The organism is Thioalkalivibrio sp. AKL6, from assembly GCF_000376905.1.
Taxonomy (GTDB): domain Bacteria; phylum Pseudomonadota; class Gammaproteobacteria; order Ectothiorhodospirales; family Ectothiorhodospiraceae; genus Thioalkalivibrio; species Thioalkalivibrio versutus.
Genome location: NZ_AQXS01000009.1, coordinates 285726 through 312694 on the forward strand (window position 1 = coordinate 285726; position 26969 = coordinate 312694).

A 26969-nucleotide genomic window follows, 5' to 3' on the forward strand; every position below is an offset into this window, starting at 1 on the left:
CTGCACACTAACCAAGGAAAGACGAACCCCATGGCCCGCATTCTGATCGTTGACGATTCGCCGACCGAAATCCATGTCCTGCGCACCATGCTCGAGAAAAACGGGCACTCGGTGACCACCGCCGAGAGCGGCGAGGATGGGGTGGCCGCCGCCAAGTCGCAGGTGCCGGATCTGGTCCTGATGGATGTGGTGATGCCGGGCCTGAATGGCTTCCAGGCCACGCGCCAGCTTTCCCAGGCGGATGAAACCGCGCATGTCCCGGTGGTTGTGGTCAGCACCAAGGATCAGGCCACCGACCGGGTCTGGGCGATGCGTCAGGGGGCTCGCGACTACATCACCAAGCCAGTGGTCGAGAAGGACCTGCTGGCCACCATCGGGAAATATCTGTCGGCATGAAGACCGACCTGTCCTCGCCGTTTGCGCTGATTGCGAGCCTTGATCGTGAAGGGCGCCGCGTCAATCGCGAACTGCGGCGGGACATCGGCACCGGCTGGCGCGGCGTCCTGTTACGGGTTGGCGATTTCCGCTTCCTGGTCGATATGGATTCGATCGCGGAGGTCGCCGACCCGATGGCGCTGACCCGCGTGCCGCTGGCGGATTCCGCCGTGCTCGGCGTGGGCAATCTGCGGGGGCTGGTACTGCCGGTCTTCGACATGGGCAGGCTGCTGCTGGACCGGCCATTGCCGGACGACGCGACCGGGCAGCGCATCGTGGTGGCGCCTCAGGGCCAGGGCATGGCCGGGCTTCTGGTCAGCCAGGTCGAGGGGATGCGCCGTTGCATCCCTTCCCAGCGGCGCCTGGAGGTCTCGGTCCCCGAGGCCGTCCGCCCGTTCATTACCGGCGGGTTCGATCTGGGGCACCGGTTGCACCCGGTGCTGGATCTGGACCTGCTACTCAATGACAACAATCGCTTTACCGGCACGGGCTTGGCCGGTGCATCCAATAGCGAACAGTCCGCAGCTACCGTCTGATGACGGGGTTCGCGGTGCTGCGACAGGGAGTATGAACTGATGGGATCGAGTCGTCGCGCACGTAACTTCGTCCTCGGGGGCTTGCTGGTGCTGGCCCTGATCGCGACAGGCGGGGCCTTTACCTACCACGAGTACGAGCAGAGTCAGTACCGTGACCGGATCGCGCTGGCCAATGACTTGCGTCTGTTGTCGCAGCGTCTCGCCACCAGCTCGCTGGAGGCGGCCGCCGGCTCCGAGCAGGGATTCCGCGATCTGCAGTCCCTGCGCGATGACTTCGAGGCCCGCCTGGATCGAATCCGCCAGGGGGGTGACGGCCTGCAGCCACTTCCGGAACCCTTGCAAGAGGATATCGCCGCGGTGGATCGCGAATGGTCGGCGTACCGGGACAACATCAACACCGTCATCCTCGGGCGTTCGGATATCCAGTTGATCACGGAATTTTCCGATGCGGTGGCCGCGTTTTCGCCGGAGCTCTCGCGCCTGTCCGACGATGTGGTGCGGCGCATGACCCGGATCGGCGAGCCGCCGGAGCAGGTTTATGTGGCGGCGCGCCAGACCATGCTGATTCAGCGTATCGCCAACAGTCTGGGTCGCGTGCTCCAGGGGGGCGCCGAGGCGGCCCCCGCGATCGAGCGCTTCGAGCGCGATGCAACGTTGTACGGCCGCGTGCTGGACGGCCTGATCGAGGGGTTCGCCCCGCTGGGGGTCGAACCGGTCGATGACCCGCAAGCGCGTGCCTTGCTGATGGAGATCGCCACGCTGTTCGTCGCCTTTAGCGAGGCGGTGGAAGGCGTTCTGGATACCTCCACCCAGGTGTTCGAGGTCAATGCGGCGGCCTCCAATGTCGAGGCCAGCAGTGGTGCGATGCTGGAGACCACCGGTGACTTCGAAAACGCCATCACCGTTGAGGCCGAACGCGCGGGCGTGATCGCGCTCATCGGGTTCGGCTTCGGTGGCCTCGCGCTGCTGCTGCTGATCGCGATGGGTCTGTTCCTCTACCGCGATACCAAGCGCGAGCTGGCGGAGACCGAGGCGCAGAACGAACGCAACCAACAGGCAATCCTGCGCCTGCTCGATGAAATGATGAACCTTGCGGATGGCGACCTCACGGTCAACGCGACGGTGACCGAGGACTTCACCGGGGCCATCGCGGACTCGATGAACTACGCGATCGAGAACCTGCGCACCCTGGTCGCGACCATCAACACGGTGGCGGCCGATATCAGCGAATCCTCGGCTTCCACGCGGTCCCAGGTGCTGGGGCTGGCCGAGAAGTCGGAAGAGCAGGCCCGCGAGATCCAGCGCGCGGACGATGCGATCGAGGAGGTGTCGGGCTCGGTCGACAAGGTCGCCCAGGATGCCGAACAGTCGGCCTCCGTGGCACGTAACTCGGTGGAGATTGCATCCCGCGGGGCGGGCACCGTGCGCCGTTCCATCGAGGGCATGGACAACATCCGCGAACAAATCCAGGAGACGGCGAAACGGATCAAGCGCCTGGGTGAGTCGTCGCAGGAGATTGGCGACATCATCGGCCTGATCAACGACATCGCGGAACAGACCAACGTGCTCGCACTGAATGCCGCGATCCAGGCCTCCGCCGCGGGCGAGGCCGGGCGTGGCTTCGCGGTGGTGGCGGACGAGGTCCAGCGCCTTGCGGAGCGCTCCTCCAGCGCGACCCGTCAGGTGGAGGGGCTGGTCAAGGCCATCCAGGCGGATACCAGCGAGGCCGTGAGTTCCATGGAGCAGAGTACCGCCAACGTGGTCCAGGGGGCCGAGCTGGCCCAGGCCGCGGGCGAGGCGCTGTCCGAGATCGAGCAGGTCTCCAGCGATCTGGCGGATCTGATCGACGGGATCTCCTCGTCGGCGCGCAAGCAGTCCGAGATGGCTCAGGATGTGACCTCCATCATGGCCCAGATCCGCGAGATTACTTCCGAGACCACGCAGGGGACCCAGTCCACCGCGGCGGCGATCGGCGACCTGGCCCAGCTCTCGGCCCAGCTGCAGTCCTCGGTATCGGACTTCAAGCTGCCGGAGCCGGGCGGCACCACCGAGCGTGTCGATGCTGTGATCGAGGAGGAGCCGGCTTCCGACCCCGGTCCGACCTCTTCCGACGAACAACGAGCCTGACGGCGGACGCGGCCGATGGCATCCAGCGCACTGAACTGGGTCCGCGACGAGCTCGACAAGCTGTTTGTCGAGGTCCAGGACGCGTTGCGACGGTACTCCGACGATCCGGGCTGTAGCGATTGTCTGGCCGAGGCGCGCAGTCGTGTCGAACAGATCCGCAACACCCTGGTCATGGTCCAGGTCGACAGCGTGGTCCTGATCTGCGACGAGATGTTGCAGGTCCTGGGGCAGATCGAACGCGCTGACGAGCCGAATGTGGCCGCCACCGAGCCGCTGCTACGGGCCGCCCTGCAACTGCCCGACTACCTCGAGAACGAGGGCGATGGCGAATTGCCGTCGCCCATGATCCTCGTCCCTCTGCTGAATGAATTGCGCAACAGTCGCGGCGCTTCGTTGCTGCTGGATGTCGCGGCATTGATGCCGGACCCGCAGACAGTGGACGATGAGCGTGTAGGCTCGGGTGGCGATGTGCTCGACCCGACATCTCGCGTCCCGCTGCTGCAACAGGCGCGTCGGCGCTTTCAGCGCGATCTGCTGGAATTGGTGCGCGGCGAAGATGCGACCGAACCGGCCGCCCGAATGCAGGCGACTGCCCGCGTGGTGGAGGAGGCCGTTCCGGCGGGCGAGGCCCGGCGCTTGTTCTGGGTCGCCGGTGCGATGCTCGAGGCGGTCGCCGAGGGCGGTGTCGAAGCCGATACCGACGTGCGCCGACTGGTCGGCCGGGTCGATCGCGAACTCGGACGCTATCTGAACGCCTTGTCGGCCCATGTGGAGGCCGGTAATGCCGGATCGGAACCGGAATACGAGGCCTCGCCCGACCTGATCAAGACCCTGTTGTTCCACGTTGCCTGCGCGACCTCCGAGGGCGAACAGACCCTCGCCGTGCGCGAGGTATTCGGGCTCGACCAGTTGAGCCTCGTGGAAGGTGGTACCGGGGTGGGCCGTTCGGTCTACGACAACCTGCGCCAGGCCCTGGAAGACGACCTTGCCGAGGTCCGCGAGCGGCTGGATGTCTTGATGCGGTCACAGGTGCGGGGTGTCGACGACCTCGAGAGCCTGCGCGGGCAGGTCGAGCGTATTGGCTCGACACTCAGCCTTCTCGGGCTGGATGCCGGACAGGACCACACCGACGCCCTGATGGCATCGCTCACTCCCGAGCGCGCGGGCGCGGCGGATGAACAGGTCGACATGGTGCTGGCGGAGCACCTGCTGGCGCTGGAGTCCCTGTTGGAATCGGGTCTGCGCCGCAAGAGCGCCAGCCCCACGCCCCAGGCCGAATTCGATCGCGCGCTGGCGGCGGCTGTCTACAAGGAGGCCCTGGTGGATGTGCGCCGGGTCCGCGACATCTTCCTCGGATTCCTTGATGCCGGCGCGGACGCCTCTGGCGATGGACTCGACGAGGCGCGCGAGGGGCTGCGCCGGATCGAGGGCGCGATGTCGATGTCCGGCTTCGAGGCCCTGCACGCCCTGCTGGGCCCGCTGATCCGTCATCTCGATTCCCGCGCCGGCATGGCAGCGGCCGAACTCGACGAAGGCGAGATCGAGGCCCTTGCCGAGGTCCTTAGCAGTATCGAGGTCGCCCTGGAGTCTTCCGGACAGCCCTGGCGTGAACTGGACAGTGTCCACGAGCGGGGGATTGCGGCCCTGCAGCGCATTGGTGCGATCTCCGGCGGCGACGTCGCCGCCGTTCATCTGGCTGCGGTCCCGGATGCGCCGGCGGTAGACACCGGGGCTGAATTGGACCCCGCCGGCCTCGCCGAACCTCCGCCTTTCGATCTCACACCCAACGACGAACCTGGCGAAGAGCCATTGGACACGCTCGCCGCCGATGCCGATGCCGATGCCGATGCCGATGCCGATGCCGATGCCGATGCCGATGCCGATGCCACGCCTGTCGTGCAACCGGCGAGCCCGCTGCCCGCGGCCGGTCGCGATTCATTGCCTTTCGACGACACCGTGCTGGCGGAGCAGGTCCGCGGTCCGGAGGTCGACCTGGAAATCCTGGAGATCTTCCTCGAGGAGGCGGACGAGGAGGTAGCCAGTCTGGGCGAACACTTCCCGCGCTGGCAGGCCAACCCGGCCGATCTCGACAGCCTCTCGGTCATTCGCCGTTCCTTCCACACACTGAAAGGGTCGGGGCGGTTGGCCGGCGCCTTGCGCCTGGGCGAATTCGCCTGGGCCGTGGAGTCGTTCCTCAACCGCCAGCTGGATTCCGGCCAGGAGGCGGACCACGCCACGTTGCAGGTGATTGAGGATGGCATCGGCGTCCTGCCCGGACTGGTGGCGGAGGTGCGTGACGATACCGGGCCGGTTACGCCGGTTCTGGACATTGCCTTGCGCCTGCGGGCTCTGGCCGGCGGCGAGCCGGAACCCGAGGCCGAGGCCGAGGCCGAGGCGGAGGATGATGAGCCGGCTGTGCGCGCTGCGCCGCCGGGTGCGGACGCGGAGTTCGAGGCCCTGGCGCGTACCCTCGACGAACTGGACGCACCGGATTCGCTCGAAGGCGCCGAGACGGCGGCCCCCGACCAAGACGAGGCGGCCGACGAGCTCCTGCAGGAGCCGGGCCCCTTTGTGCCCGATCTGCCGCCGGATGCCCTGGCAGCGGCGACCGAAAAAACGGAATCCGCCGAGTCCGAGCACGGGGGAACCCTGGATTCGCCGTGGGAGACGGAAGAGCCGGCGGCGGCTGAGCGGTCTGCTGAACCGCTGGATCTCGACGCCCTGGAGCTTCCCGCCGATGCCTTCGAGGTGACCGAAGAGGCGCTGACCGAGGGCGACACGATGGCCCCGGATGTTGCGGCCGAGGTCGGGGAGGATTCCGGCGCCGTCGAGGAGGGTGCCCTCGAAGGTCCTGTCGACGGAGAGGCCGAGGCTGAAGAGCCGGAGCTCCCGTCCGAGCCCGTGGCCGCTCGCATGGACACGGATCCCCAGCTGTGGCAGGTGTTTGCCGCCGAGGCGCAGGTCCATCTGCTCGCGCTGCGTGGTTGGCTGGACGAGTCCCAGTGGCGCCCGGACCGGGTCCCGAACCATGACCTCGAGCGGGCGCTGCATACCCTGAACGGCAGCGCCCGGACGGCCGATATCCGTGGCATTTATTCGGTGTGCGGACCGTTCGAACGGCTGATCCGGATCCATCGCGACATGGAATGGGCACTGCCGCCGCAGGCCATCGAGTTGCTGCGGCAGCTGGAGACGTACGTGGCCGATGCAGTCGGCGACGAGGCACCGGACCCGCTCAAGGTCCTGGACCCGCCGCCCTGGGCCCCCGAGGTCTATGCCCTGCTGGATAATGCGACCGCGGAACAGCTGCTGCGGACTGAAGATGATGCCAGCGAGGAAGCGTCGCCCGACTTCGACGACCTCGATGTCGCCGAGTCGGCCGCAGAGTCGGAACCGGAACCGGAGATCGACTGGGAGTTTGCCGAGGTCTTCATCGAGGAGGCGCGCGATATCCTCGAGTCTGCGTTCACGGCCCTGAATGGCTGGCGCGAGACTGGGGGGCGCCCCGGGCCCGATCAGAATGCCTTCCAGCGCGAAGTGCACACCCTGAAGGGCAGCGCCCGCATGGCCGGTTTCACCGTGGTCGGAGCCATTGCGCACGCCCTGGAAAGTGCATTGAGCGTGGAGACCGAGACCGGTCTGGAGCCGCGCGACGGCTTCTTCCAGCTTACCGAGCGGGCCTTGAGCGACGTACAGCGCCTGGTCGAGCGCGGGGTCGGGGCCTGGCAGATGGACGAATCGGCCAGCGAATCGCTGCCCGCGCTGCGCGCCTGGGCCGGGGGTGAAGCGGACGCCGAATCGACCGACGCGGAGCCCGAGGCGGATACGTTTGAGAGCGACGACTCCGAAGCCGAAGCCACCTCCGGGAGGGATCTGGAGGTCGAGGAGGCCCGAGCGGAGACGGACCGGCGCAGCCACGAGACGCCGGAGACCGAGGGCCGGCGGATCCAGGACCAGGTGCGCATGGATGCCGAGGTCCTCGACAGCCTGGTGAACAATGCCGGCGAGCTGGCGACCTTCCATCGCCGCTTCGAACAGACGGTTGGGCGGGTCGAGAGCCAGGTCGACGAACTGGAGCGCACCATCGCCCGTCTGCGCGACCAGCTGCGCAAGCTCGAGATCGAAACCGAGACCCAGATCCTGTTCCGCGTGGAGGAGGAGGGTGGCGAGGACGCCCTCGACTTCGATCCGCTGGAAATGGACCGCTATTCCGGCATCCAGCAGCTGTCCCGCGCGCTCGCCGAGAGTGTGAGTGACCTCGAGGCCCTGAAGCAGGAAGTCGGTGACGAGTTGCAGAATGCCGGGGGCATCCTTCTGCAGCAGCGGCGGGTGGGGACCGATCTGCAGGACCAGTTGATGCGTCAGCGCATGGTGCGTTTCGCGCGTATGGCGCCGCGGCTACGGCGGGTGGTACGCCAGGCGGGCGAGGACCTGGGAAAACAGGTCCGCGTCGAGTTCACCGGCCAGGGGGCCGAGCTGGACCGTGCCCTGCTGGAACGCCTGGTGTCGCCGTTGGAGCACCTGCTGCGCAATGCCATTGCGCACGGCATCGAAGGCGCTGCCGAACGGGAACAGGCACACAAGCCGGCGCAGGGCCAGATCGATGTCAGTCTGGAGCAGTCCGGGAGCGAAATCCGGTTGCAGGTCACGGATGACGGTCGGGGCATCGATGCCGAGGCGATCCGGGCGCGCGCGGTGGAGCGCGGGCTCATTGCGGCGGATGCCGAGGTCACGGATGCCCAGGCCCTGCAGCTCATCCTGCAGTCCGGTTTCTCCACCGCCGCCGAGGTCTCGCAGGTGGCGGGGCGCGGCGTTGGCCTGGACGTGGTGAACAGCGACGTGAAACAGCTGGGCGGCACGCTGGAGATCCAGTCGACGCCAGGCAAGGGCTCGCGTTTCACCATGCGCCTGCCGTTCACCCTGGCGATCTCGCAGGCCTTGCTGGTGCAGGTGGGCGAAGAAACCTTTGCCGTCCCGATGGCCTCGGTGGAGGGTGTGGTTCGCGCGCGTGCCGAGGAGATCGATCGCCGGGACGACGAGGCAATCTACAACTACATCGGTCAGGACTACGCAGTGCGCGGGCTCGGTGACTTGATGGGTGTGGAGAGTCAGGCGGGCGTCGAACACTTGCCGGATCATCCGTTCCCGTTGTTGCTCGTGCGCGCCGATGATCAGCGTATCGCGTTGCGCATTGACGGCCTGCTGGGTAGTCAGGAGGTTGTGGTGAAGTCGGTGGGCCCGGTCCTCAGTCGTATCCCGGGTGTGGCCGGTGCCACCCTCCAGGGCGATGGTTCGGTCATGCTGATTCTTGATCTGAGCATGTTGGTCAGGTTTGCCTCCGCGACGGCGTCCCTGGCGGAGACGCCGCAGGCTGTTGGCGAGACGGCGAGCGCGAAACGGATCATGGTGGTGGATGACTCGATTACCATTCGCAAGGTCACCGCGCGCCTGCTGACGCGCCACGGCTACGACGTGGTCACGGCCCGTGACGGTCTCGATGCGGTGGGCCTGCTGGACGAGCGGCGCCCGCAGCTGATCCTGCTGGACGTGGAGATGCCGCGCATGGACGGCTTCGAGTTCGCCGCCCACGTGCGCGATCATCCGGACTTCGGGCGGGTGCCCATCATCATGATCACCTCGCGCAGCGGGACCAAGCACCGCGAGCGCGCCAACCGTCTCGGGGTCAACGGTTATCTCGGGAAACCGTATCTGGAGAATGACCTGCTGAACGCGATCCGCGAGCAACTCGAAGGGATACCGGCATGAGCGAGGAAGCACAGGGTCAGGCCGTCGAGGCGGTGATCGTTCAGCTGGATAGCGGCTCCATCCTGCTCCCGCGCAGCGCCTTTCTCGAGGTGACCACCCGCGCCGGGGCCGTCCAGCAGGAATCCGAGCATCCGGATGTCCCCTGGCTGCAGCCCAGCCTGGTCTGGCAGGACGTGCAAGTGCCGGTGATCAACGTGAACCAGTTGCTGGATCCGGGCCGCGACAGCGGCGAGGATCGCCGGCGGTTCACCCGGCTTCTGGTGATGCAGGCGGTGATGCAGCCGGATCACCTGCCGTTTTATGCCCTGGAGGTTCGCGGTACGCCGCATCCGGTGCAGATCACCGCGCAGAATATCTATGCGCTGGAGCACGTCGACGCCACTCCGTGGTCCTGGCGGGTGAAGGCCTCGGGCGTGACGACTCACTTGCTTCGACTGGATACCCTCGAGCAGCGTCTGCTCGAGCTTGCGGAGACGCAGCCAGCCTGATCATGTGGCGGCGACTCGAGACGACCCCACCGGGGCGGTTCCCGCCTGTTGTGACTAGCCTCGAAGGTCCCCGAGACGCGCCTGTACCAGGGTGATCAGGGCCATTGCGGCCGTCTCGGTGCGCAGGGTCCGCGGGCCCATGCCGACGCCCAGAAATCCACCTGCCCGGGCCTGCTCGCGCTCCGCAGGCGTTAGCCCCCCTTCCGGTCCGATATACAGCGCCACTGCGCCGGGCGGGTGCCCGCGGGCGACCAGGCGGTCGTCCAGCCCGGGCGCGCCTTCCTCGGCGAGCAGCCCGAGGCTGTCCGGGCATTCCGCGAGTGCGGCCGCGGGCAGGGCCGGTTGATGTAGCGCGGGCAGTTCATTGCGGCCGCATTGCTCCACAGCGGCCTGCAGGATGCCCTGCCAGTGCCGCTGGCGTTTCTCCAGTCCTTTGTGGGCGGCAGCCGAACGCGAGCGTTCGCACAGCACCGGGCGGATGGACTGTACGCCGAGCTCCACGGCCTTCTGAATGGCCAGGTCCATATGGTCGCCGCGGGCCACGCCCTGCAGCAGGTGGATCGGAAACGCGGGATGGGTCGGGGCGGCGGCACGTTCGCCCAGATGGAAGGTGCCGTGGCGTCGGTCGGTGAGTTCGAGGGTCGCGTCGAATTCGTTGCCGAGGCCGTCGAAGACGCGGCAGGGGGCACCGCTTTTCAGACGAAGGACGGTGGTGGCGTAATGCAGCCGGTCCTGTGGGGCGGGGAGCGACTGCCCCGCGGCCAGTGCCTCGGATTCGAGCAGCAGCCGGGGGCAGCGCATGCCGTCTACTTCCGGTTGTCGAGGTCCAGGGCCTTCCAGATCTGTTCGGTCGGTCCGGCCTGGTTCATCGAATAGAAGTGGATTCCAGGCGCGCCGTTATCGAGCAGGTCGTCGGTCAGACGCGTGGCGACCTCGATCCCGAATTTGCGGATCGATTCCTTGTCGTCGCCATAAGCCTCCATCCGCTTGCGGATGTAGCGCGGGATCTCGGCGCCGCACATCTCGGAGAAGCGCACGATCTGGGTGTAGTTGGTGATCGGCATGATCCCGGCAATGATCGGGATTGTGATGCCCATCTTCTCTACCCGTTCCATGAAGGCCACGTAGGCGTCCGGATTGTAGAAGTACTGGGTGATCGCGGCGTCGGCGCCAGCATCCACCTTGGTCTTGAAGTTCTCCAGGTCCTTCTCGGCATTCGGTGCCTGCGGATGGAACTCCGGATAGGCCGCGACCTCGATCTTGAACTGGTCGCCGAACTCGGCGCGGACGAACTCCACCAGCTCGGAGGCATAACGGAAATCACCGCCGGAATGCTTGGTGCCGGACGGCAGGTCGCCGCGCAGCGCCACAATGCGCTTGACCCCGGAATCGCGGTAGGTCGACAGCAGGTCCCGCAGCTCGTCCTTGGTCGACGAAATGCAGGAGACATGCGGGGCGGCGGGGATGCCATCGTTGTCGATGATGTCCCGGACCGTCTCCAGGGTGCGGTCGCGGGTGGATCCCCCGGCGCCGAAGGTGACGGAATAGAACTCGGGATTCAGTGCGCCCAGACGCTTGCGGGCCTTGGCCAGGCGTTCGGCTCCGGCCTCGTCCTTGGGCGGGAAAAATTCAACGCTGTAGACGCGTTCTTGTGCAGACATGTTTGTCCTCCAGACAAAAAGAAGGCGGACCGCACGAACATGCGGCCCGCCTCGGCGTTCACATTACCAACGAATTGAAATGTGAGGCTGGCCGATCAGTAGCGGTAGTGTTCCGGCTTGAACGGGCCATCCGCCGACATACCCAGGTACTTCGCCTGATCGTCGGTAAGACGGGTCAGGTTGGCGCCCAGCTTGAACAGGTGCAGCTGTGCGACCTTCTCGTCCAGGTGCTTCGGCAGCACGAAGACGTTCTTGTCGTACTGGTCACCCTTGGTCCACAGCTCGATCTGAGCCAGGGTCTGGTTGGTGAAGGAGTTGGACATCACGAAGCTCGGATGGCCGGTACCGCAGCCCAGGTTCACCAGACGGCCTTCGGCCAGCATGATGATCCGGTTGCCATTCGGCAGGATGATGTGGTCAACCTGCGGCTTGATGTTCTCCCACTCGTACTTGCGCATCGCGGCCACGGCGATCTCGGAGTCGAAGTGACCGATGTTGCAGACGATGGCCTGGTTCTTCATGCGGGTCATGTGATCTTCGGTGATCACGTCCTTGTTACCGGTCGCGGTGACAAAGATCTCGGCCTTGTCGGCCGCGTCTTCCATCGTGACGACGCGGAAACCTTCCATGGCGGCCTGCAGGGCGCAGATCGGGTCGATTTCGGTGATCCACACGGTGGCACCGAGGCCGGCCAGCGACTGGGCGGCACCCTTGCCGACGTCACCGTAGCCGCAGACCACGGCGATCTTGCCGGCGATCATGACGTCGGTGGCGCGCTTGATGGAGTCCACGGTGGACTCGCGGCAGCCGTACAGGTTGTCGAACTTGGACTTGGTGACCGAGTCATTGACGTTGATCGCCGGGAAGGCCAGTTCGCCGTCTTTCGCCATCTGGTACAGGCGATGCACACCGGTGGTGGTCTCTTCGGTCACGCCCTTGATCTTGGCGAGCTGCTCGGAGTACCAGGTCGGCTGCTTGGCCAGGCGATCCTTGATCGAGGCAAACAGGGCGACTTCTTCTTCGTTCTCCGGGTTGGAGATGACCGACTGGTCCTTCTCGGCCTTGGCGCCGATGTGCAGGAGCAGCGTGGCGTCACCGCCATCGTCCAGGATCATGTTGGCGCCGCCGTCGAATTCGAAGATGCGGTGGCAGTAGTCCCAGTACTCTTCCAGGGTTTCGCCCTTCACGGCGAAGACCGGGGTGCCGGCGTCGGCAATTGCGGCCGCGGCGTGGTCCTGGGTGGAGTAGATGTTGCAGGAGGCCCAGCGCACGTCGGCACCCAGGGCTTCCAGGGTCTGGATCAGCACCGCGGTCTGGATGGTCATGTGCAGGGAGCCGGCAATCTTGGCGCCCTTCAGCGGCTTGGAGGCCGCGTACTCTTCGCGAGTCTGGATCAGACCGGGCATTTCGGTCTCGGCAATCGCAATTTCCTTGCGGCCGAATTCGGCAAGGTTAATGTCCTTGACGACGTAATCGGTGGTCTTTTTGTCGTTCATCACAGCATTCATGGATCAACTTCTCCGTTTATCTGGATGAGCGCCGTGTTCATGTTTCAGGGTGCATCCGGCTGAGCCTGACGGTAAAACCGCTGCAGCGCTCCTCAGCCGGATGGGTATTTCTTCTAAGAAGTGTCGGAGACTCTTAGAGGCCCGCCATCTTCTTGAGTTCCTCGGCCTTGTCGGTACGCTCCCAGGGGAGGTCGACATCTTCGCGGCCGAAGTGACCGTAGGCGGCAGTCGCCTTGTAGATCGGACGCAGCAGATCCATCATCTGGATCAGGCCCCACGGGCGCAGATCAAACACTTCGCGCACAAAGCCTTCGATCTTGCGATCGTCCAGCTTGCCGGTGCCGAAGGTGTCGATCGTGATCGAGGTCGGTTCGGCCACGCCGATGGCGTAGGAGACCTGGATCTCGCACTTCTCGGCCAGGCCGGCGGCAACGATGTTCTTGGCCACATAGCGACCGGCGTAGGCTGCGGAACGGTCCACCTTGGACGGGTCCTTGCCGGAGAACGCGCCACCACCGTGACGGGCCATGCCGCCGTAGGTGTCGACGATGATCTTGCGGCCGGTCAGGCCAGCGTCGCCCACCGGGCCGCCAATCTCGAACTTGCCGGTCGGGTTGATGTGGAGCTTGTCGTCGGCGACCTGGCTCAGCCATTCAGCCGGCAGGACCTTCTTGAAGATCTCTTCGTAGATCGCTTCCTTCAGATCCTTCTGCGAGATGTCCGGGCTGTGCTGGGTCGACAGGACCACGGCGTCCAGACCGGCCGGCTTGCCATTTTCATAGCGCAGGGAGACCTGGCTCTTGGCGTCCGGACGCAGCCACGGCAGCTTGCCGCTCTTCATCAGTTCGGACTGGATGCGCACCATCTTGTGGGCGTAGAAGATCGGGGCGGGCATCAGGGTGTCGGTCTCGCGCGCGGCGTAGCCGAACATCAGGCCCTGGTCGCCAGCGCCCTGGGTGGCGCGGTCGGAGACGTCGCGGTCCACACCCATGGCGATGTCCTGGGACTGCTCGCCCAGCACGTTCAGCACGGCGCAGGTCTTGCCGTCGAAGCCGACGTCGGAATCGTTGTAGCCGATCTCGACGACGGTGTCGCGCACCAGGCGCTCGTAGTCGATCTGCGCGCCAGTGGTGATCTCGCCCAGCAGCATGACCATGCCGGTCTTGGTGGCGGTCTCGCAGGCGATACGTGCATGCGGATCCTGCTCGATGATGGCGTCGACGATGGTGTCGGACACCAGGTCGGCCATTTTGTCGGGGTGACCGGCAGAGACAGATTCCGAAGTAAAGATATAGTCGTTGGACATTAAGCGTTCCTTTTGGGTCGTTTCGATTTAGTTTTGCGCAAAACGACCTCTAGTGTAACGCGACTCGCAGGATTTTTCTAAGCCCCTCCTCCGCGATCGTCAGGGCATCGGTGCCCCGGCCGGCGGCGAGGGCGCAGCGTGGCGCGGTTTGGGGCCGACTTGCCCCGGTGCCCGAAAGTGGCCAAAATGCACCGCCTTTGATGGGGAGTGCTGCCCGCCGCGCGTTCGCGTGGCCGAGTAAGGGTCCGCTCCCGCAGGCTGCTCGGGCCACCGCCGTGCGCTGGCGCGCCGGCCGGTACTGGTGAGCCCTCGTTCGGTCGACTCGTCCGGGTCTGCCGCCGCTGGCGCCTCGCGCCGCCGCCCGCCATCAGCCGAACCCAATACTACTTAGAGCAGGAGATCAGCATGCCGACCCGTAGAGAGCTTGCCAACGCCATCCGCGCCCTTTCGATGGACGCAGTTCAGAAGGCCAATTCCGGTCACCCGGGAGCGCCGATGGGGATGGCGGACATCGCCGAGGTGCTGTGGAACGACTACATGCAGCACAACCCGGCGAACCCGAGCTGGCCGGATCGCGACCGCTTCGTGATGTCCAACGGTCACGGCTCCATGCTGGTCTACTCGCTGCTGCATCTGAGCGGCTACGACCTGCCGATGGACGAGATCAAGCAGTTCCGTCAGCTGCACTCGCAGACCCCGGGCCACCCGGAATACGGCTACACCGCCGGTGTCGAGACCACCACCGGTCCGCTCGGCCAGGGCATCTCCAACGCGGTCGGCATGGCGCTGGCCGAGAAGATGATGGCCGCCCACTTCAACCAGCCGGGCCACGACATCGTCGACCACAACACCTACGCCTTCCTTGGCGACGGCTGCATGATGGAAGGGATCTCCCACGAGACCTGCGCGCTGGCCGGCACCCTGGGCCTGGGCAAGCTGGTCGCGTTCTGGGATGACAACGGCATCTCCATCGACGGCGAGGTCGAGGGCTGGTTCACCGACGACACCCCGGGGCGCTTCGAGGCCTACGGCTGGCACGTGGTGCGCGGCGTGGATGGCCACGACGCCGACGCGGTCAAGGCCGCGATCGAGGAGGCCCGCCAGAACAGCGACAAGCCGAGCCTGATCTGCTGCAAGACCGTGATCGGCTTCGGCTCCCCCAACAAGTCCGGCAAGGAAGAGTGCCACGGCGCCGCCCTGGGCGACGACGAGGTCGCCCTGACCCGCAAGGAACTGGGCTGGGAGCACGGCCCGTTCGAGATCCCGAACGACATCTACGCGGGCTGGAGCGCGAAGGACAAGGGTGCCAAGGCCGAGACCGAGTGGAAGGAACGCTTCGCCGCCTACAAGGCCGCCCATCCGGAACTGGCCGCCGAGTTCGAGCGCCGGATTGCCGGGGATCTGCCGGCCGACTGGAGAGAGAAGGCCAACGCCTATATCAAGCAGACCATCGAGAAGGCCGAGAAGGTCGCCTCGCGCAAGGCCTCGCAGAACGCGATCGCCGGCATGGCCCCGGCCGTTCCGGAACTGCTGGGCGGTTCCGCCGACCTGGCCGGCTCCAACCTGACCATGTATGGCGGGTCCAAGGGCGTCACCCGTGACGACGCCGCCGGCAACTACGTCTTCTACGGCGTGCGCGAGTTCGGCATGGCCGCAATCATGAACGGCATCGCCCTGCACGGCGGGTTTATCCCGTACGGCGGTACCTTCCTGATCTTCTCCGACTACGCCCGCAACGGCATCCGCATGTCCGCGCTGATGAAGCAGCGCGTGATGTACGTGCTGACCCACGATTCCATCGGTCTCGGCGAAGACGGCCCGACCCACCAGCCCATCGAGCAGACCCCGAGCCTGCGTCTGATCCCGAACCTGAACGTCTGGCGCCCCTGTGATGCGGTCGAGACCGCCGTCGCCTGGAAGGCCGGCATCGAGCGTACCGACGGCCCGTCCGCGTTCATCCTGTCGCGTCAGGGCCTGCCGCACATGGAGCGTGACGGCGAGCAGCTCGCCAACATCGCCCGCGGCGGTTACGTGCTGAAGGATTGCGACGGCACCCCGGACCTGATCTTCATCGCCACCGGTTCCGAGATTGAACTGGCCGTGCAGGCCGCCGACGTGCTGAGCGGCGAGGGCAAGAAGGTCCGCGTGGTCTCCATGCCCTGTGTCGAGCTGTTCGACCAGCAGGATCCGGCCTACCGCGAGGCCGTGCTGCCGAAGGCCGTGCGCGCCCGTGTCGCCATCGAGGCCGGCGCGACCACGACCTGGCACAAGTTCACCGGCCTCGACGGCGCGGTGTTTGGCCTGGATCGCTTCGGCGAATCCGCCCCGGGTGGTGCCCTGCTCGATTACTTCGGTTTCAAGCCGGAGAACGTCGCCCAGGTCGCACGTGACGTGCTGAACGGCTGAGCCCGAATTCGATTTCGCTTAAGCAATAAAGAGGAGACTCTCATGTCTATCAAGGTTGGTATCAACGGCTTCGGTCGTATCGGCCGCATGGCTTTCCGTGCCATCGCCAAGGATTTCCCGAACCTCCAGGTGGTCGGCATCAACGACCTGCTGGATCCGGAATACCTGGCCTACATGCTGCGTTATGACTCGGTCCATGGCCGCTTCGAAGGCGACGTCAGCGTCGACGGCAACGACCTGGTGGTGAACGGCAACCGCATCCGCCTGACCGCCGAAAAGGATCCGGCCGCGCTGAAGTGGGGCGATATCGACGCCGACATCGTGATCGAATCCACCGGTCTGTTCCTGACCGCCGAGACCGCCCAGAAGCATCTGGACGCCGGCGCCAAGAAGGTCGTGATGTCCGCGCCGTCCAAGGACGACACCCCGATGTTCGTCTTTGGCGTGAACCATGGTGAGTACGCCGGCCAGACCATGGTCTCTGCCGCGTCCTGCACCACCAACGCCCTGGCCCCGGTGGCCAAGGTGCTGAACGACAAGTTCGGCATCAAGCGTGGTCTGATGACCACCGTGCACGCCGCCACGGCGACCCAGAAGACCGTCGATGGCCCGTCCATGAAGGACTGGCGCGGGGGCCGCGGCATCCTGGAGAACATCATCCCGTCCTCCACCGGTGCCGCCAAGGCCGTGGGCAAGGTGCTGCCGGAACTGAACGGCAAGCTGACCGGCATGGCCTTCCGCGTGCCGACCTCCGACGTGTCGGTGGTCGACCTCACCGTGGAGCTCAACAGCGACGCCAACTACGACGACGTCTGCGCCGCCATGAAGAAGGCCTCCGAGGGCGAGCTGAAGGGCGTGCTGGGCTACACCGAAGACCTGGTGGTCTCCACCGACTTCCGTGGCTACACCGCCCCGTCCGTGTTTGACGCCGGCGCCGGCATCCAGCTGGACCCGACCTTCGTGAAGGTCGTCGCCTGGTACGACAACGAGTACGGCTACACCTGCAACATGCTGCGCATGGTGGAGCACGTCGCCAAGTAAGGCCGGATGGCCGGGCCCCTCGGGGTCCGGCCATTTGCATTGCCTGGGTCCAAGAGGTCTGGGGCCAGTCCCTGCGGGGGCTTGCCCGAAGCCTTTTCTCTTTCCAACCGTATTTCGAGAGGTACTCCCATGTCTGTCATCAAGATGACCGATCTCGACCTGCAGGGTCGCCGTGTGCTGGTGCGTCAGGATCTCAACGTCCCGGTGAAGGGCGGTAAGGTCACCTCCGACGCCCGTATCCGCGCGAGCCTCGAGACCGTGCAGAAGGCCCTGGACGCCGGCGCGGCCGTGATGCTGATGTCGCATCTGGGCCGCCCGACCGAGGGCGAGTTCTCCGAGGAGGACTCTCTGGCCCCGGTCGCCGAGCATATGGGTGGCCTGCTCGGTCGCGAAGTGCGCCTGGTTCGGGATTACCTCGACGGCGTGGATGCCAAGCCGGGCGAGGTGATCCTGCTCGAGAACGTGCGCTTCAACGCCGGCGAGAAGAAGGACGACGAGGCGCTGGCCAAGAAGTACGCGGCGCTGTGCGACGTGTTCGTGATGGACGCCTTCGGTACCGCCCACCGCGCCCAGGCCTCCACCCATGGCGTGGCCAAATTCGCCCCGCAGGCCTGCGCCGGCCCGTTGCTGGCCAAGGAGCTGGAGGCCCTGGGGCAGGCCCTGGAGACCCCGAAGCGCCCGCTGGTGGCAATCGTCGGTGGCTCCAAGGTCTCGACCAAGCTGACCGTGCTGGAGTCGCTGTCCAAGGTGGTCGATCAGCTGATCGTCGGTGGCGGCATCGCCAACACCTTTATCGCGGCCCAGGGCCATGGTGTCGGCAAGTCGCTGTACGAGGCGGATCTGGTCGATGAGTCCAAGCGCCTGATGGAGGCCGCCCGCGCCAAGGGCGGCGAGATCCCGGTCCCGACCGACGTGACCGTGGGCAAGGAGTTTTCCGAATCCACCCCGGCCGAGACCAAGGCCGTGGACGCCGTTGCGGACGACGACATGATCTTCGACGTCGGCCCCGAGACCGCGGCCACCTACGCCGAGGCCCTGCGCAATGCCGGCACCATCGTCTGGAACGGCCCGGTGGGCGTGTTCGAGTTCGATCAGTTCGCCGGCGGCACCAAGGCCCTGGGCGAGGCGATCGCTGAGAGCAATGCGTTCTCCATCGCCGGGGGTGGCGACACCCTGGCCGCGATCGACAAGTACAACCTGGCGGATCGCATCAGCTACATCTCCACCGGCGGCGGCGCCTTCCTCGAGTTCCTCGAGGGCAAGACCCTGCCGGCCGTCGCCATCCTGGAAGAACGGGCCAAGGGCTGAGGCCCTTGTCCTTTCCCGCTGACGGAGACACGCGCGGATGAGACGTACCAAGATCGTAGCCACGCTGGGGCCGGCAACGGACAGCGACGAGGCCATGGAGGCCATCATCCGGGCCGGTGTGGATGTGGTCCGGTTGAATTTCTCGCATGGCGATCCGGATGACCACCGCCAGCGCCTGGCGCGGCTGCGGGCCGCCTCCGAGCGCGCCGGCCGTTGCGTCGGTGTCCTGGGCGACCTGCAGGGCCCCAAGATCCGCATCGACCGCTTCCAGCAGGGCAAGGTGCAGCTGGAAGAGGGCGCGCCCTTCGCGCTGGATGCCGAGCTGGATCGCGACGCGGGCGATGCCACCCAGGTCGGCCTGACCTACAAGGACCTCCCGGACGACGTGCGCACGGACGACATCCTGCTGCTGGATGACGGTCGTATCGTGCTCAAGGTCACGGCGGTCAATGGCAGCCGGATCGAGACCACCGTCGAGGTCGGCGGCGAGCTGTCCAACAACAAGGGCATCAACCGCCAGGGCGGCGGCCTGTCTGCGCCCGCGATTACGGACAAGGACCGCGACGATATCCGCCTGGCGGCCGAGCTGCAGGTGGACTACCTGGCCGTCTCGTTCCCGCGTTCCGCCCAGGACCTGCACCTGGCGCGGGGCCTGTTGAAGGATGCCGGCTGGGAGGCCGGGATCTGCGCCAAGATCGAGCGCTCCGAGGCCTTGGAGGTGATCGACGAGATCATCGCCGCCTCGGAGGTCATCATGATCGCCCGCGGCGATCTGGGCGTGGAGATCGGTGACGCCGAGCTCCCGGGGGTGCAGAAGACCCTGATCACGCGCGCGCGCAGCCTCAATCGTCTGGTCATCACTGCGACCCAGATGATGGAGACCATGATCCAGAACCCCATCCCGACCCGCGCCGAGGTATTCGACGTGGCCAACGCGGTGCTGGACGGTACGGATGCGGTGATGCTCTCTGGCGAGACCGCGACCGGGCGTTATCCTGCGCGCGTGGTCACCAGCATGGACCGGATCTGCGAGGCTGCCGAGCGCCAGCGCGCCGCACGCCAGTCGGACCATCGCATGGATTCGACCTTCGGCCGGGTCGACGAGGCCATCGCGATGGCCACCATGTACACCGCCAACCATCTCGATGTCTCCGCGATCGCCGCGCTGACCGAGTCCGGATCCACGGCGCTGTGGATGTCGCGCATCAGCTCGGGCATCCCGATCTACGCGCTCACCCAGCACGAATCCACCAGCCGCCGCATGACGCTTTATCGCGGCGTCTATCCGGTGACCCTGAAGCCGATCCCCGAGAGCCACGAAAGCGTGAACCGTGAGGCGGTGAACTTGCTCAAGGCCGAGGGCGTCGTGCAGGATGGCGAGTTGGTCATCATTACCAAGGGCGACCTGCAGGGCGAGCATGGCGGCACCAACGCCATGAAGATCGTGCGCGTCGGCGAACTGGCCTGAACCGCGCACCGCCCGCAGTCGCCAGCCAGATAATCGACTTTTTCACTACCTCAGTCCGAATCCCGTAAGGAGGAATCCATGGCTCTAATCTCACTTCGCCAGCTTCTGGACCATGCCGCCGAGCATGGCTATGGCATGCCGGCGTACAACGCCAACAACATGGAGCAGGTCCATTCGATCATGGAAGCGGCCGCTGCGGTCGACTCCCCGGTGATCATTCAGGCCTCCGCCGGTGCCCGCAAGTACGCCGGCGAGCCCTTCCTGCGCCACAACATCATTGCCGCCATCGAGCAGTACCCGGACATCCCGGTTGTGCTGCACCAGGATCACGGCTCCGAGCCGGCAGTCTGCCTGCGCTCCATCCAGTCCGGCTTCAGCTCGGTGATGATGGACGGCTCCCTGATGCCTGACATGAAGACCCCGGCCTCTTACGACTACAACCGTGACGTGACCGCCAAGGTCTCCGAGATCGCTCACGCCTGTGGCGTGTCCGTGGAAGGCGAGCTGGGTTGCCTGGGCTCCCTGGAAACCGGCATGGCCGGCGAGGAAGACGGTTCCGGCGCCGAGGGCCAGCTGTCCCACGACCAGCTGCTGACCGACCCGGACGAGGCTGCCGACTTCGTGAAGAACACCAAGTGCGACGCCCTGGCGATCGCCATCGGTACCTCGCACGGCGCCTACAAGTTCACCCGTCCGCCGACCGGTGACATCCTGGCCATCCAGCGCGTGAAGGAGATCCACGCCCGCATCCCGGATACCCATCTGGTCATGCACGGCTCCTCCTCCGTTCCGCAGGAGTGGCTGCAGATCATCAACAAGTACGGCGGCGACATGGGCGAGACCTACGGCGTGCCGGTCGAAGAGATCCAGGAAGGCATCAAGCACGGCGTGCGCAAGGTCAACATCGACACCGACCTGCGCATGGCCTCCACCGGTGCGGTGCGCAAGTTCCTGGCCGAGAACCCGAAGGAATTCGATCCGCGCAAGTTCCTGAAGGCCTCGACCGCCGCGATGAAGGACCTCTGCCAGGCCCGTTACGAGGCCTTCGGTTGCGCCGGCATGGCGTCCAAGATCAAGCCGATCTCCCTGGACGACATGGTCAAGCGCTACCTGTCCGGCGAGCTGGATCCCAAGGTCAACTAATCCTGCGGATTGCAGCACGAAAAAGGGGGCTTCGGCCCCCTTTTTTTGTGCCATGATGAATGTATTCGTTAGGGAGACGCCGACGCATTCGCGCGGCCGCGTCTCCCTTGGCCTTTCTGGAGGTTTCCACGATGCAACGACTGATCCTTTTCTGCCTGACGACGCTGGTGTTTGCCGCCATGGTGGGGAGCGCTCACGCGAACCCGTTCAGCCGCGAGATCGATCCGCAGGACATCATCGATCGCGCCCAGGCGACGGTGGAGAACATGGCGACCCACCCCGAGTACGAGTCCCTTAAAGAGGACCTGCGCGACGCCCGCGGCGTGGTGATCTTCCCGCGCGTGGCTCGCGGGGCCTTCCTGATCGGAGGCTCCGGCGGCATCGGCGTGTTCCTGGCCTGGGACGACGAGCGCGGCGATTACTCGCCGGTGGCGTTCTACTCCCTCGGTTCGGTCAGCTTCGGCATGCAGTTCGGTGGTGATGCCGCCGAGGTGGTGATGGTCGCGCGCACCCAGGATGCGGTGGACTCGATGTTCGGGTCCGCGATCCGTCTGGGGGGCGACGCCTCGGTGGCTGCCGGTCCGGTCGGCGCGGGCCGGAGTGCCACCCCGACGGCCGACTTCCTGTCCTACTCGCGGGCGCGGGGTGCCTATCTGGGCATGAGCTTGTCCGGCTCGCGCATGACCGTGCGCGACGACTTCAACGAGGCGTATTACGGCGAGTCCCAGCGCCCGGTGCATATCATCGAGAGCCGCCGCGTCGACCGCGAGGGGACCCGTGCCCTGCGCGAGACCCTGGCCGGGTTCCGTGTTGACGAAGAGGAAGCCCCTGCGGCCTCCGAGGACCGCGGTCAGGAGCGTGAGTCCTCCGGCGGCGTGCGCCCGGACAACTTCGAGGTGGAGAGCTTCTGAACCAGCGCCGCGCGGGTGATTCCTTCCGCTGACTCGATGATCGGGGCGCTCGTGCGTGAACGCAGCGCGGCCGCATTGTCGAGGCGCGGGTCGGCATCCACCCGGCGCCGGTTCAGCACGATCCCGGCCAGTTGCAGGCCGCGTCGTTCCAGGGCCTCCAGGGTCAGCAGGCAGGTGTTCAGCGTGCCCAGCCGGTCCTCCGCCACCAGCAGGACCGGCAGCCCGAGGGCCTCGGCGAGGTCCGCGTTCAGCCCATCGGCACACAGCGGCGAGTAGAAGCCCCCCGCACCCTCCACCAGCCGCGGGCCCGTGCCGTCGGGGGCGCAGGCCGCGGCCAGCTCCGCGATCGTCAGGCGCACGCCCTGGTTCGCGGCGGCCTGGTCCGGGGCGATGGCATCGGGGAAGCGCCAGGGCGTGACCTGCTCGATGGCGGCGTCCGGAAGGCCCGCCGCGCGGGTCAGGTTCATCCCGTCCTCGGGCCGCAGCCCATCGGGGCCCGGCGGGCAGCCGGATTCCACCGGCTTGCGCGGTTGCGGCCGCAGCCCATGGTCCCGCCAGAGTTCCAGCAGCGCGCAGCTGACGAAGGTTTTGCCGACGCCGGTATCGGTGCCGGTGACGAACAGGCCCTGCGGGGGCGCTCCTGTCTGTGTCGGGCTCATGCGTCGCGGGTCAGGCGCTCCAGGGCCTCGCGATAGCGCGCGGCGGTCTGTTCCACCACTTCGGCGGGCAGCTCGGGGCCGGGCGCCTGCTTGTCCCAGTCCAGGGTCTCGAGGTAGTCGCGTACGTACTGCTTGTCGAAAGACTCGGGGCTGGTGCCCGGTGTATAGCGGTCGGCGGGCCAGAAGCGCGAGGAGTCCGGGGTCAGGACCTCGTCGATCAGATGCAGGGTGCCGGCGGCATCGACGCCGAACTCGAACTTGGTGTCGGCGATGATGATGCCGCGCTCGGCCGCGTAGTCGCGCGCCATCGCGTAGATCGCGAGTGCTGCGTCGCGCACCTGTCGGGCCCGTTCCGCGCCGATGGTCGCCACCACGGCATCAAAGTCGATATTGGCATCGTGGTCGCCGACGTCGGCCTTGGTGCTGGGGGTGAAGATCGCCTCGGGGAGCTTCGAGGCGAGCTCCAGGCCGGCCGGGAGCGGGATGCCGCAGACCGCGCCGCTGGCCTGGTAGTCCTTCCAGCCGGAGCCGATCAGGTAGCCGCGTACCACCGCCTCCACCGGTAGGGCCTCGAGCCGCCGAATCACCAGGCTGCGTCCTTCCAGCGGGGCGCGAATGGCCGGGTCCGGGATCACCCGTTCCAGCGGGATATCGGTCAGCTGGTTGGGGATGCCCAGCTCGCGCTCCACCTTGTGCATCCAGAACTGCGTGATCTCGGTCAGCACCCGGCCCTTCTCGGGCACGGCCGTGGGCAGGATCACGTCAAAGGCGGACAGGCGGTCGGTGGTGACCATCAGCCAGTGGTCGGCGTCCACCGCATAGAGATCGCGCACCTTGCCGCGATGGACGAGTTCGAGGTCGGGGATGTGGCTTTCAAGCAGGGTGTCAGTCATGCCGCGATTCTACCGGGCGCGGGCCTTGCGCACCACGAAGCGGACGAAGACACGAAGAAAAGCGATCCACAAGGAGACGCGACGATCGGCAGCAAGCGCATGGGCGCGTCGCGCCTTATCCTCCGGCCATTCACGCCCCCCGCTTCGCTCTCACCAGTGAGGCCTTCCGGCCTCTGGGTCTCCCTGTGGATCGCTCCTTGATCGGGCTTTTCTGCGCGTCCGGGAGCGCTTCGTGGTGCGCATGGCTTGTCGGGTGGGGCCGGGGTCGCTATCGTTCGGGCCATGACTGAGATGGCAGGCAATTCGGCGGCGCCTCGCGTGGGCGTCGTGATGGGGAGCACCTCCGACTGGGCGACCATGGAGCGGGCGGTGGATGTGCTGGACGAACTCGGGGTCCCGTTCGAGGCCCGGGTGGTGTCGGCTCACCGAACACCGGATCTCCTGTTCGAGTACGCCGAGCAGGCGCGCGAGCGGGGCCTGCAGGCGATTATCGCCGGGGCCGGCGGGGCGGCGCACCTGCCGGGGATGCTGGCGTCCAAGACGCCGGTACCGGTGCTCGGGGTGCCGGTTGCCTCGCGCCACCTGAAGGGGCAGGACTCGCTGCTGTCCATCGTGCAGATGCCGCGCGGCATCCCCGTGGCGACCTTCGCGATCGGCGAGGCGGGCGCGGCCAACGCCGCCTTGTTCGCCGCCGCGATGCTGGCGAACCACGATCCCGATCTGCGTGAGCGTCTGGATGCCTTTCGCCAGTCCCAGAGTCAGGCCGTGCTGGGGCAGACTCTGCCACCGGACCCGTCATGATCCAGCCCCCTGCGACCCTCGGGCTGCTCGGTGGCGGGCAGCTCGGCCGCTATTTCGTGGAGGCCGCACAGGGAATGGGCTATCCCGTATGGGTCCTGGACCCGGACCCGGCGAGCCCGGCCGGGCGAGTGGCGGCGCGGCACCTGTGCCAGGCCTTCGACGACCCCGATGCGCTGCAGGCCCTGGCCGGGGCCTGCGCGGTCATTACCACCGAGTTCGAGAACATCCCGCGCCCGGCCGTGGAGTGGCTGGATGCCCGCGCCTGTCTGCGCCCGGGGCCGCGCGCCCTGAGCATTGCCCAGGATCGCCTGGAGGAGAAGGCCTTCCTCGGCGAGATCGGTGTGGCGGTGGCTCCCTGGCAGGCGGTCCTGGCCGGCCAGACGCCCGAAGTGCGAGCGGACGCGGGAGGGCCGACGTTCCCCGCGATCCTGAAGACTGCGCGCCTGGGTTATGACGGCAAGGGCCAGGTCCGGCTGGCGCAGGCCGGCGAGTTGCCCGCGGCGCATGCGGAGCTGGGACTGGTGGACTCCGTGCTGGAGGCCCAGGTCGAGCTGGAGCGCGAGCTCTCGGTGCTGGTGGCGCGAACCGCGGACGGATCGAACGAGGCCTTTCCGGTGGCGGAAAACACCCATCACGAGGGCATCCTGCACCTGACGCGGGTGCCGGCCCGAGTCGGTGACGAGCCGCGCGAACGCGCCACGGCGATCGCCCGGCACATTGCCGAGCAGCTCGATTACCAGGGGTTGCTGGCGGTGGAGTTCTTCCTCACGGTGGAGGGTGAGTTGCTGGTCAACGAGATCGCGCCGCGTCCGCACAACTCCGGGCACTACACCCAGGATGCCTGCACCGTCAGCCAGTTCGAGCAGCAGGTGCGCGCGGTCTGCGGGCTGGGATTGGCCCCGGCCTTGCTGACGACCCCGGTGGCGATGGTGAACCTGCTGGGTGACCTGTGGCCCGCCGCAGCGGAACCCGACTGGCAAGACGTGCTGGCTGCCGGCCGCGCGCGGCTGCATCTGTATGGCAAGGCCGAGGCCCGGTCCGGCCGCAAGATGGGGCACGTCAACGTGCTCGGTCTGCCGGGCGAGGACGACGCCGGCGCCGCGGCCGCCACCGCCGAGGCCCTGTGGCAGGGCCTGGCCAAGGCTGTGGGGCGGACTGTGGACGGAGGGATGGCATGAAGGAGGGCTTCCCCACGATCCAGGCGCGGCGTACCCGTCAGGCGGAGCTGAAGCGCGACCTGGAGTTCGAGGACACGCTGGCCGGAGAACACCTGCGGTTCCGCACGACCTGGGGCCTGTTCTCGCCGCGCCGCATCGACGATGGCACGCGGATGTTGCTGGAGCGCATCGAGGTGGAGCCAACCGATGCCTGCCTGGATCTGGGCTGTGGCTATGGCCCGATCGGCCTGACGCTGGCGCGCAAGGCCTCGCAGGGACACTGCACGCTGGTGGACACCAACTTCCTCGCGGTGGAGTACAGCCGGCGCAATGCCGAGCTGAACGGCATCACCAATGTGGACTGCGTGACCAGCAACGGCTTCGCGCAGATCCGTGACCGGCGTTTCGATCTGGTCACCTCGAACCTGCCGGCCAAGGTGGGGCGCGAGATGCTCTACACCTACCTGCTGGACGCCCACGAGCAGATGAACCCGGGTGGACGCATCTATGTCGTAACTATTACCGGGTTGCGGCGGTTCATCGAGAAGGGGTTCAAGGAAGTGTTCGGCAACTACGACAAGGTCAAGCAGGGCCGCGAGTACACTGTCGCGGCCGCGGTGCGCGAGCCCGACTGAGCATGGTCGAGGGGGCGGGCGAACTGCCGGTTGCGCTCCGGGTGCTGTCCGCCGTGCTGCTGGGTGGCGGCATGCTGGTGATGCTGCGGCGCATGCCCTGGGAGACCTTCTTCGTGCCCGGCCGCGCCCAGCTGTTCGTGATCGCCACGCTGTGCCTGCTGCTGATCTGGAGCCTGCGGGCGCAGGCCCTGGATGGGCTGGCCCTGCATTTTCTGGGTATGGCCACCGTGACCCTGATGTTCGGTTGGCAGCTGGCGATCCTGATGGTCTTCCTGGTAGTGGCGATCCTCGGCCTGTTCGGCGTGCTCCCGCTAGCCGCCTTCCCGTTGACGGTGCTGCTGGCGGGCATCCTGCCGGTCGCGGTCACCTGGGGCCTGCTGCGGCTGTCCGAGGCGCGTCTGCCCGCGCACATGTTCATCTACCTCTACGCGGTCGGTTTCCTCGGCGGGGCGCTTTCGGTGGTTGCCACCGTGCTGGCCTCGGCGGCGATCTACGGGTTGTTCACCGAGCTCGCCTGGGCGGATATCCATCGCGACTACCTGCGCTACCTGGCCCTGCTGGTGCTGCCCGAGGCGGTGATCAACGGGATCGTGATTACCGGCCTGGTCATGGTGCGTCCCGAGTGGCTGGCGACCTGGTCGGACGAGCGCTACATCCACGGACGCTAGGGAAACACTGATCAATGAACGCGTTCGCGCTCGAGTCGCTTTTGCGTGCGAA

21 protein-coding genes and 1 riboswitch are annotated in these 26969 nt (G+C 66.5%); of the genes, 15 read left to right on the forward strand and 6 right to left on the reverse strand.

All coding sequences use genetic code 11. The annotated features are described in order from the left end of the window. Positions 1-30: 30 nt before the first annotated feature. Genes D575_RS0106600 through D575_RS0106620 form a run of 5 tightly spaced genes read left to right on the forward strand, consistent with a single transcriptional unit; the run spans position 31 to position 9352 of the window. Entirely contained in the window at positions 31-396 is a 366-nt protein-coding gene (locus D575_RS0106600) for a PleD family two-component system response regulator (RefSeq protein ID WP_018145129.1), read from the forward strand. Then, positions 393-971, forward strand: a complete 579-nt coding sequence (locus D575_RS0106605; RefSeq protein ID WP_018145130.1) for a chemotaxis protein CheW — start codon at positions 393-395, stop codon at positions 969-971. Before D575_RS0106600 ends, D575_RS0106605 begins: the two co-directional genes overlap by 4 nt. A gap of 39 nt (positions 972-1010) precedes the next feature. Then, a complete protein-coding gene (locus D575_RS0106610; RefSeq protein ID WP_026182073.1) occupies positions 1011-3098 on the forward strand; it encodes a methyl-accepting chemotaxis protein in 2088 nt (695 codons plus the stop codon). 15 nt (positions 3099-3113) lie between these two features. Then, positions 3114-8864, forward strand: coding sequence for an Hpt domain-containing protein (locus D575_RS0106615; protein ID WP_018145132.1), 5751 nt, complete (start codon positions 3114-3116; stop codon positions 8862-8864). Next, on the forward strand, positions 8861-9352 hold the full coding sequence (locus tag D575_RS0106620; protein ID WP_018145133.1) for a hypothetical protein: 492 nt from the start codon (positions 8861-8863) through the stop codon (positions 9350-9352). Before D575_RS0106615 ends, D575_RS0106620 begins: the two co-directional genes overlap by 4 nt. A gap of 54 nt (positions 9353-9406) precedes the next feature. On the opposite strand, the gene D575_RS0106625 is transcribed toward D575_RS0106620, so the two are convergent. The 4 genes from D575_RS0106625 to metK form a co-directional block, all read right to left on the reverse strand. Further along, positions 9407-10153 (reverse strand): 16S rRNA (uracil(1498)-N(3))-methyltransferase, encoded by a 747-nt coding sequence (locus tag D575_RS0106625; protein ID WP_018145134.1) that lies wholly within the window; start codon positions 10151-10153, stop codon positions 9407-9409. A 5-nt stretch (positions 10154-10158) separates the two neighbouring features. Continuing rightward, entirely contained in the window at positions 10159-11013 is an 855-nt protein-coding gene (metF, locus tag D575_RS0106630; RefSeq protein WP_018145135.1) for a methylenetetrahydrofolate reductase [NAD(P)H], read from the reverse strand. 95 nt (positions 11014-11108) lie between these two features. Next, entirely contained in the window at positions 11109-12521 is a 1413-nt protein-coding gene (gene ahcY / locus D575_RS0106635) for an adenosylhomocysteinase (protein WP_018145136.1), read from the reverse strand. A 19-nt stretch (positions 12522-12540) separates the two neighbouring features. Then, a riboswitch (S-adenosyl-L-homocysteine riboswitch) is annotated at positions 12541-12621 on the reverse strand. Positions 12622-12654: 33 nt separating this feature from the next. Next, positions 12655-13827: a methionine adenosyltransferase gene (metK, locus tag D575_RS0106640; RefSeq protein ID WP_018145137.1), complete on the reverse strand. Its 1173-nt coding sequence runs from the start codon at positions 13825-13827 to the stop codon at positions 12655-12657. A 405-nt stretch (positions 13828-14232) separates the two neighbouring features. Here metK and tkt point away from each other — a divergent pair, with 405 nt between their 5' ends. From tkt to D575_RS0106670, 6 genes are all read left to right on the forward strand, one after another. Next, a complete protein-coding gene (gene tkt, locus D575_RS0106645) occupies positions 14233-16233 on the forward strand; it encodes a transketolase (protein ID WP_026182074.1) in 2001 nt (666 codons plus the stop codon). Positions 16234-16275: 42 nt separating this feature from the next. Then, complete coding sequence (gene gap, locus D575_RS0106650; protein ID WP_018145139.1) at positions 16276-17274, forward strand: type I glyceraldehyde-3-phosphate dehydrogenase; 999 nt, start codon at positions 16276-16278, stop codon at positions 17272-17274. A 129-nt stretch (positions 17275-17403) separates the two neighbouring features. Continuing rightward, positions 17404-18582, forward strand: coding sequence for a phosphoglycerate kinase (locus D575_RS0106655; RefSeq protein WP_018145140.1), 1179 nt, complete (start codon positions 17404-17406; stop codon positions 18580-18582). 37 nt (positions 18583-18619) lie between these two features. Continuing rightward, positions 18620-20050 (forward strand): pyruvate kinase, encoded by a 1431-nt coding sequence (pyk, locus tag D575_RS0106660; protein WP_018145141.1) that lies wholly within the window; start codon positions 18620-18622, stop codon positions 20048-20050. Between the two features lie 78 nt (positions 20051-20128). Continuing rightward, a complete protein-coding gene (gene fba / locus D575_RS0106665) occupies positions 20129-21193 on the forward strand; it encodes a class II fructose-bisphosphate aldolase (protein WP_018145142.1) in 1065 nt (354 codons plus the stop codon). A 131-nt stretch (positions 21194-21324) separates the two neighbouring features. Beyond that, a complete protein-coding gene (locus D575_RS0106670; protein WP_018145143.1) occupies positions 21325-22104 on the forward strand; it encodes a lipid-binding SYLF domain-containing protein in 780 nt (259 codons plus the stop codon). Here the strand turns inward: D575_RS0106670 and bioD are convergent. Together bioD and D575_RS0106680 are read right to left on the reverse strand one after the other, a co-directional pair. Then, positions 22044-22763 carry a dethiobiotin synthase gene (gene bioD / locus D575_RS0106675; RefSeq protein WP_018145144.1) on the reverse strand — a complete coding sequence of 240 codons (720 nt, stop codon included), beginning with the start codon at positions 22761-22763 and terminating at the stop codon, positions 22044-22046. The two genes, D575_RS0106670 and bioD, sit on opposite strands and share 61 nt — an antisense overlap. Continuing rightward, positions 22760-23656, reverse strand: coding sequence for a phosphoribosylaminoimidazolesuccinocarboxamide synthase (locus tag D575_RS0106680; RefSeq protein ID WP_018145145.1), 897 nt, complete (start codon positions 23654-23656; stop codon positions 22760-22762). Before D575_RS0106680 ends, bioD begins: the two co-directional genes overlap by 4 nt. 291 nt (positions 23657-23947) lie before the next feature. On the opposite strand from D575_RS0106680, the gene purE reads away from it, so the two are divergent. Genes purE through D575_RS0106700 form a run of 4 tightly spaced genes read left to right on the forward strand, consistent with a single transcriptional unit; the run spans position 23948 to position 26917 of the window. Next, positions 23948-24457, forward strand: coding sequence for a 5-(carboxyamino)imidazole ribonucleotide mutase (gene purE / locus D575_RS0106685; RefSeq protein WP_018145146.1), 510 nt, complete (start codon positions 23948-23950; stop codon positions 24455-24457). After that, positions 24454-25635, forward strand: a complete 1182-nt coding sequence (locus tag D575_RS0106690) for a 5-(carboxyamino)imidazole ribonucleotide synthase (RefSeq protein ID WP_018145147.1) — start codon at positions 24454-24456, stop codon at positions 25633-25635. Before purE ends, D575_RS0106690 begins: the two co-directional genes overlap by 4 nt. Beyond that, positions 25632-26249 (forward strand): class I SAM-dependent methyltransferase, encoded by a 618-nt coding sequence (locus D575_RS0106695; protein ID WP_018145148.1) that lies wholly within the window; start codon positions 25632-25634, stop codon positions 26247-26249. Before D575_RS0106690 ends, D575_RS0106695 begins: the two co-directional genes overlap by 4 nt. Before the next feature lie 2 nt (positions 26250-26251). After that, on the forward strand, positions 26252-26917 hold the full coding sequence (locus D575_RS0106700; RefSeq protein WP_018145149.1) for an energy-coupling factor ABC transporter permease: 666 nt from the start codon (positions 26252-26254) through the stop codon (positions 26915-26917). Positions 26918-26969 lie beyond the last annotated feature (52 nt).

Coding starts and splice junctions, on each gene's coding strand:
- D575_RS0106700 (WP_018145149.1), top strand. CDS start 26,252: ATGGTCGAGGGGGCGGGCGAACTGCCGGTTGCGCTCCGGGTGCTGTCC.
- purE (WP_018145146.1), top strand. CDS start 23,948: ATGGCAGGCAATTCGGCGGCGCCTCGCGTGGGCGTCGTGATGGGGAGC.
- D575_RS0106605 (WP_018145130.1), top strand. CDS start 393: ATGAAGACCGACCTGTCCTCGCCGTTTGCGCTGATTGCGAGCCTTGAT.
- D575_RS0106670 (WP_018145143.1), top strand. CDS start 21,325: ATGCAACGACTGATCCTTTTCTGCCTGACGACGCTGGTGTTTGCCGCC.
- pyk (WP_018145141.1), top strand. CDS start 18,620: ATGAGACGTACCAAGATCGTAGCCACGCTGGGGCCGGCAACGGACAGC.
- D575_RS0106625 (WP_018145134.1), bottom strand. CDS start 10,153: ATGCGCTGCCCCCGGCTGCTGCTCGAATCCGAGGCACTGGCCGCGGGG.
- D575_RS0106620 (WP_018145133.1), top strand. CDS start 8,861: ATGAGCGAGGAAGCACAGGGTCAGGCCGTCGAGGCGGTGATCGTTCAG.
- metK (WP_018145137.1), bottom strand. CDS start 13,827: ATGTCCAACGACTATATCTTTACTTCGGAATCTGTCTCTGCCGGTCAC.
- D575_RS0106655 (WP_018145140.1), top strand. CDS start 17,404: ATGTCTGTCATCAAGATGACCGATCTCGACCTGCAGGGTCGCCGTGTG.
- D575_RS0106610 (WP_026182073.1), top strand. CDS start 1,011: ATGGGATCGAGTCGTCGCGCACGTAACTTCGTCCTCGGGGGCTTGCTG.
- metF (WP_018145135.1), bottom strand. CDS start 11,013: ATGTCTGCACAAGAACGCGTCTACAGCGTTGAATTTTTCCCGCCCAAG.
- D575_RS0106680 (WP_018145145.1), bottom strand. CDS start 23,656: ATGACTGACACCCTGCTTGAAAGCCACATCCCCGACCTCGAACTCGTC.
- tkt (WP_026182074.1), top strand. CDS start 14,233: ATGCCGACCCGTAGAGAGCTTGCCAACGCCATCCGCGCCCTTTCGATG.
- ahcY (WP_018145136.1), bottom strand. CDS start 12,521: ATGAATGCTGTGATGAACGACAAAAAGACCACCGATTACGTCGTCAAG.
- D575_RS0106615 (WP_018145132.1), top strand. CDS start 3,114: ATGGCATCCAGCGCACTGAACTGGGTCCGCGACGAGCTCGACAAGCTG.
- D575_RS0106600 (WP_018145129.1), top strand. CDS start 31: ATGGCCCGCATTCTGATCGTTGACGATTCGCCGACCGAAATCCATGTC.
- gap (WP_018145139.1), top strand. CDS start 16,276: ATGTCTATCAAGGTTGGTATCAACGGCTTCGGTCGTATCGGCCGCATG.
- bioD (WP_018145144.1), bottom strand. CDS start 22,763: ATGAGCCCGACACAGACAGGAGCGCCCCCGCAGGGCCTGTTCGTCACC.
- D575_RS0106690 (WP_018145147.1), top strand. CDS start 24,454: ATGATCCAGCCCCCTGCGACCCTCGGGCTGCTCGGTGGCGGGCAGCTC.
- fba (WP_018145142.1), top strand. CDS start 20,129: ATGGCTCTAATCTCACTTCGCCAGCTTCTGGACCATGCCGCCGAGCAT.
- D575_RS0106695 (WP_018145148.1), top strand. CDS start 25,632: ATGAAGGAGGGCTTCCCCACGATCCAGGCGCGGCGTACCCGTCAGGCG.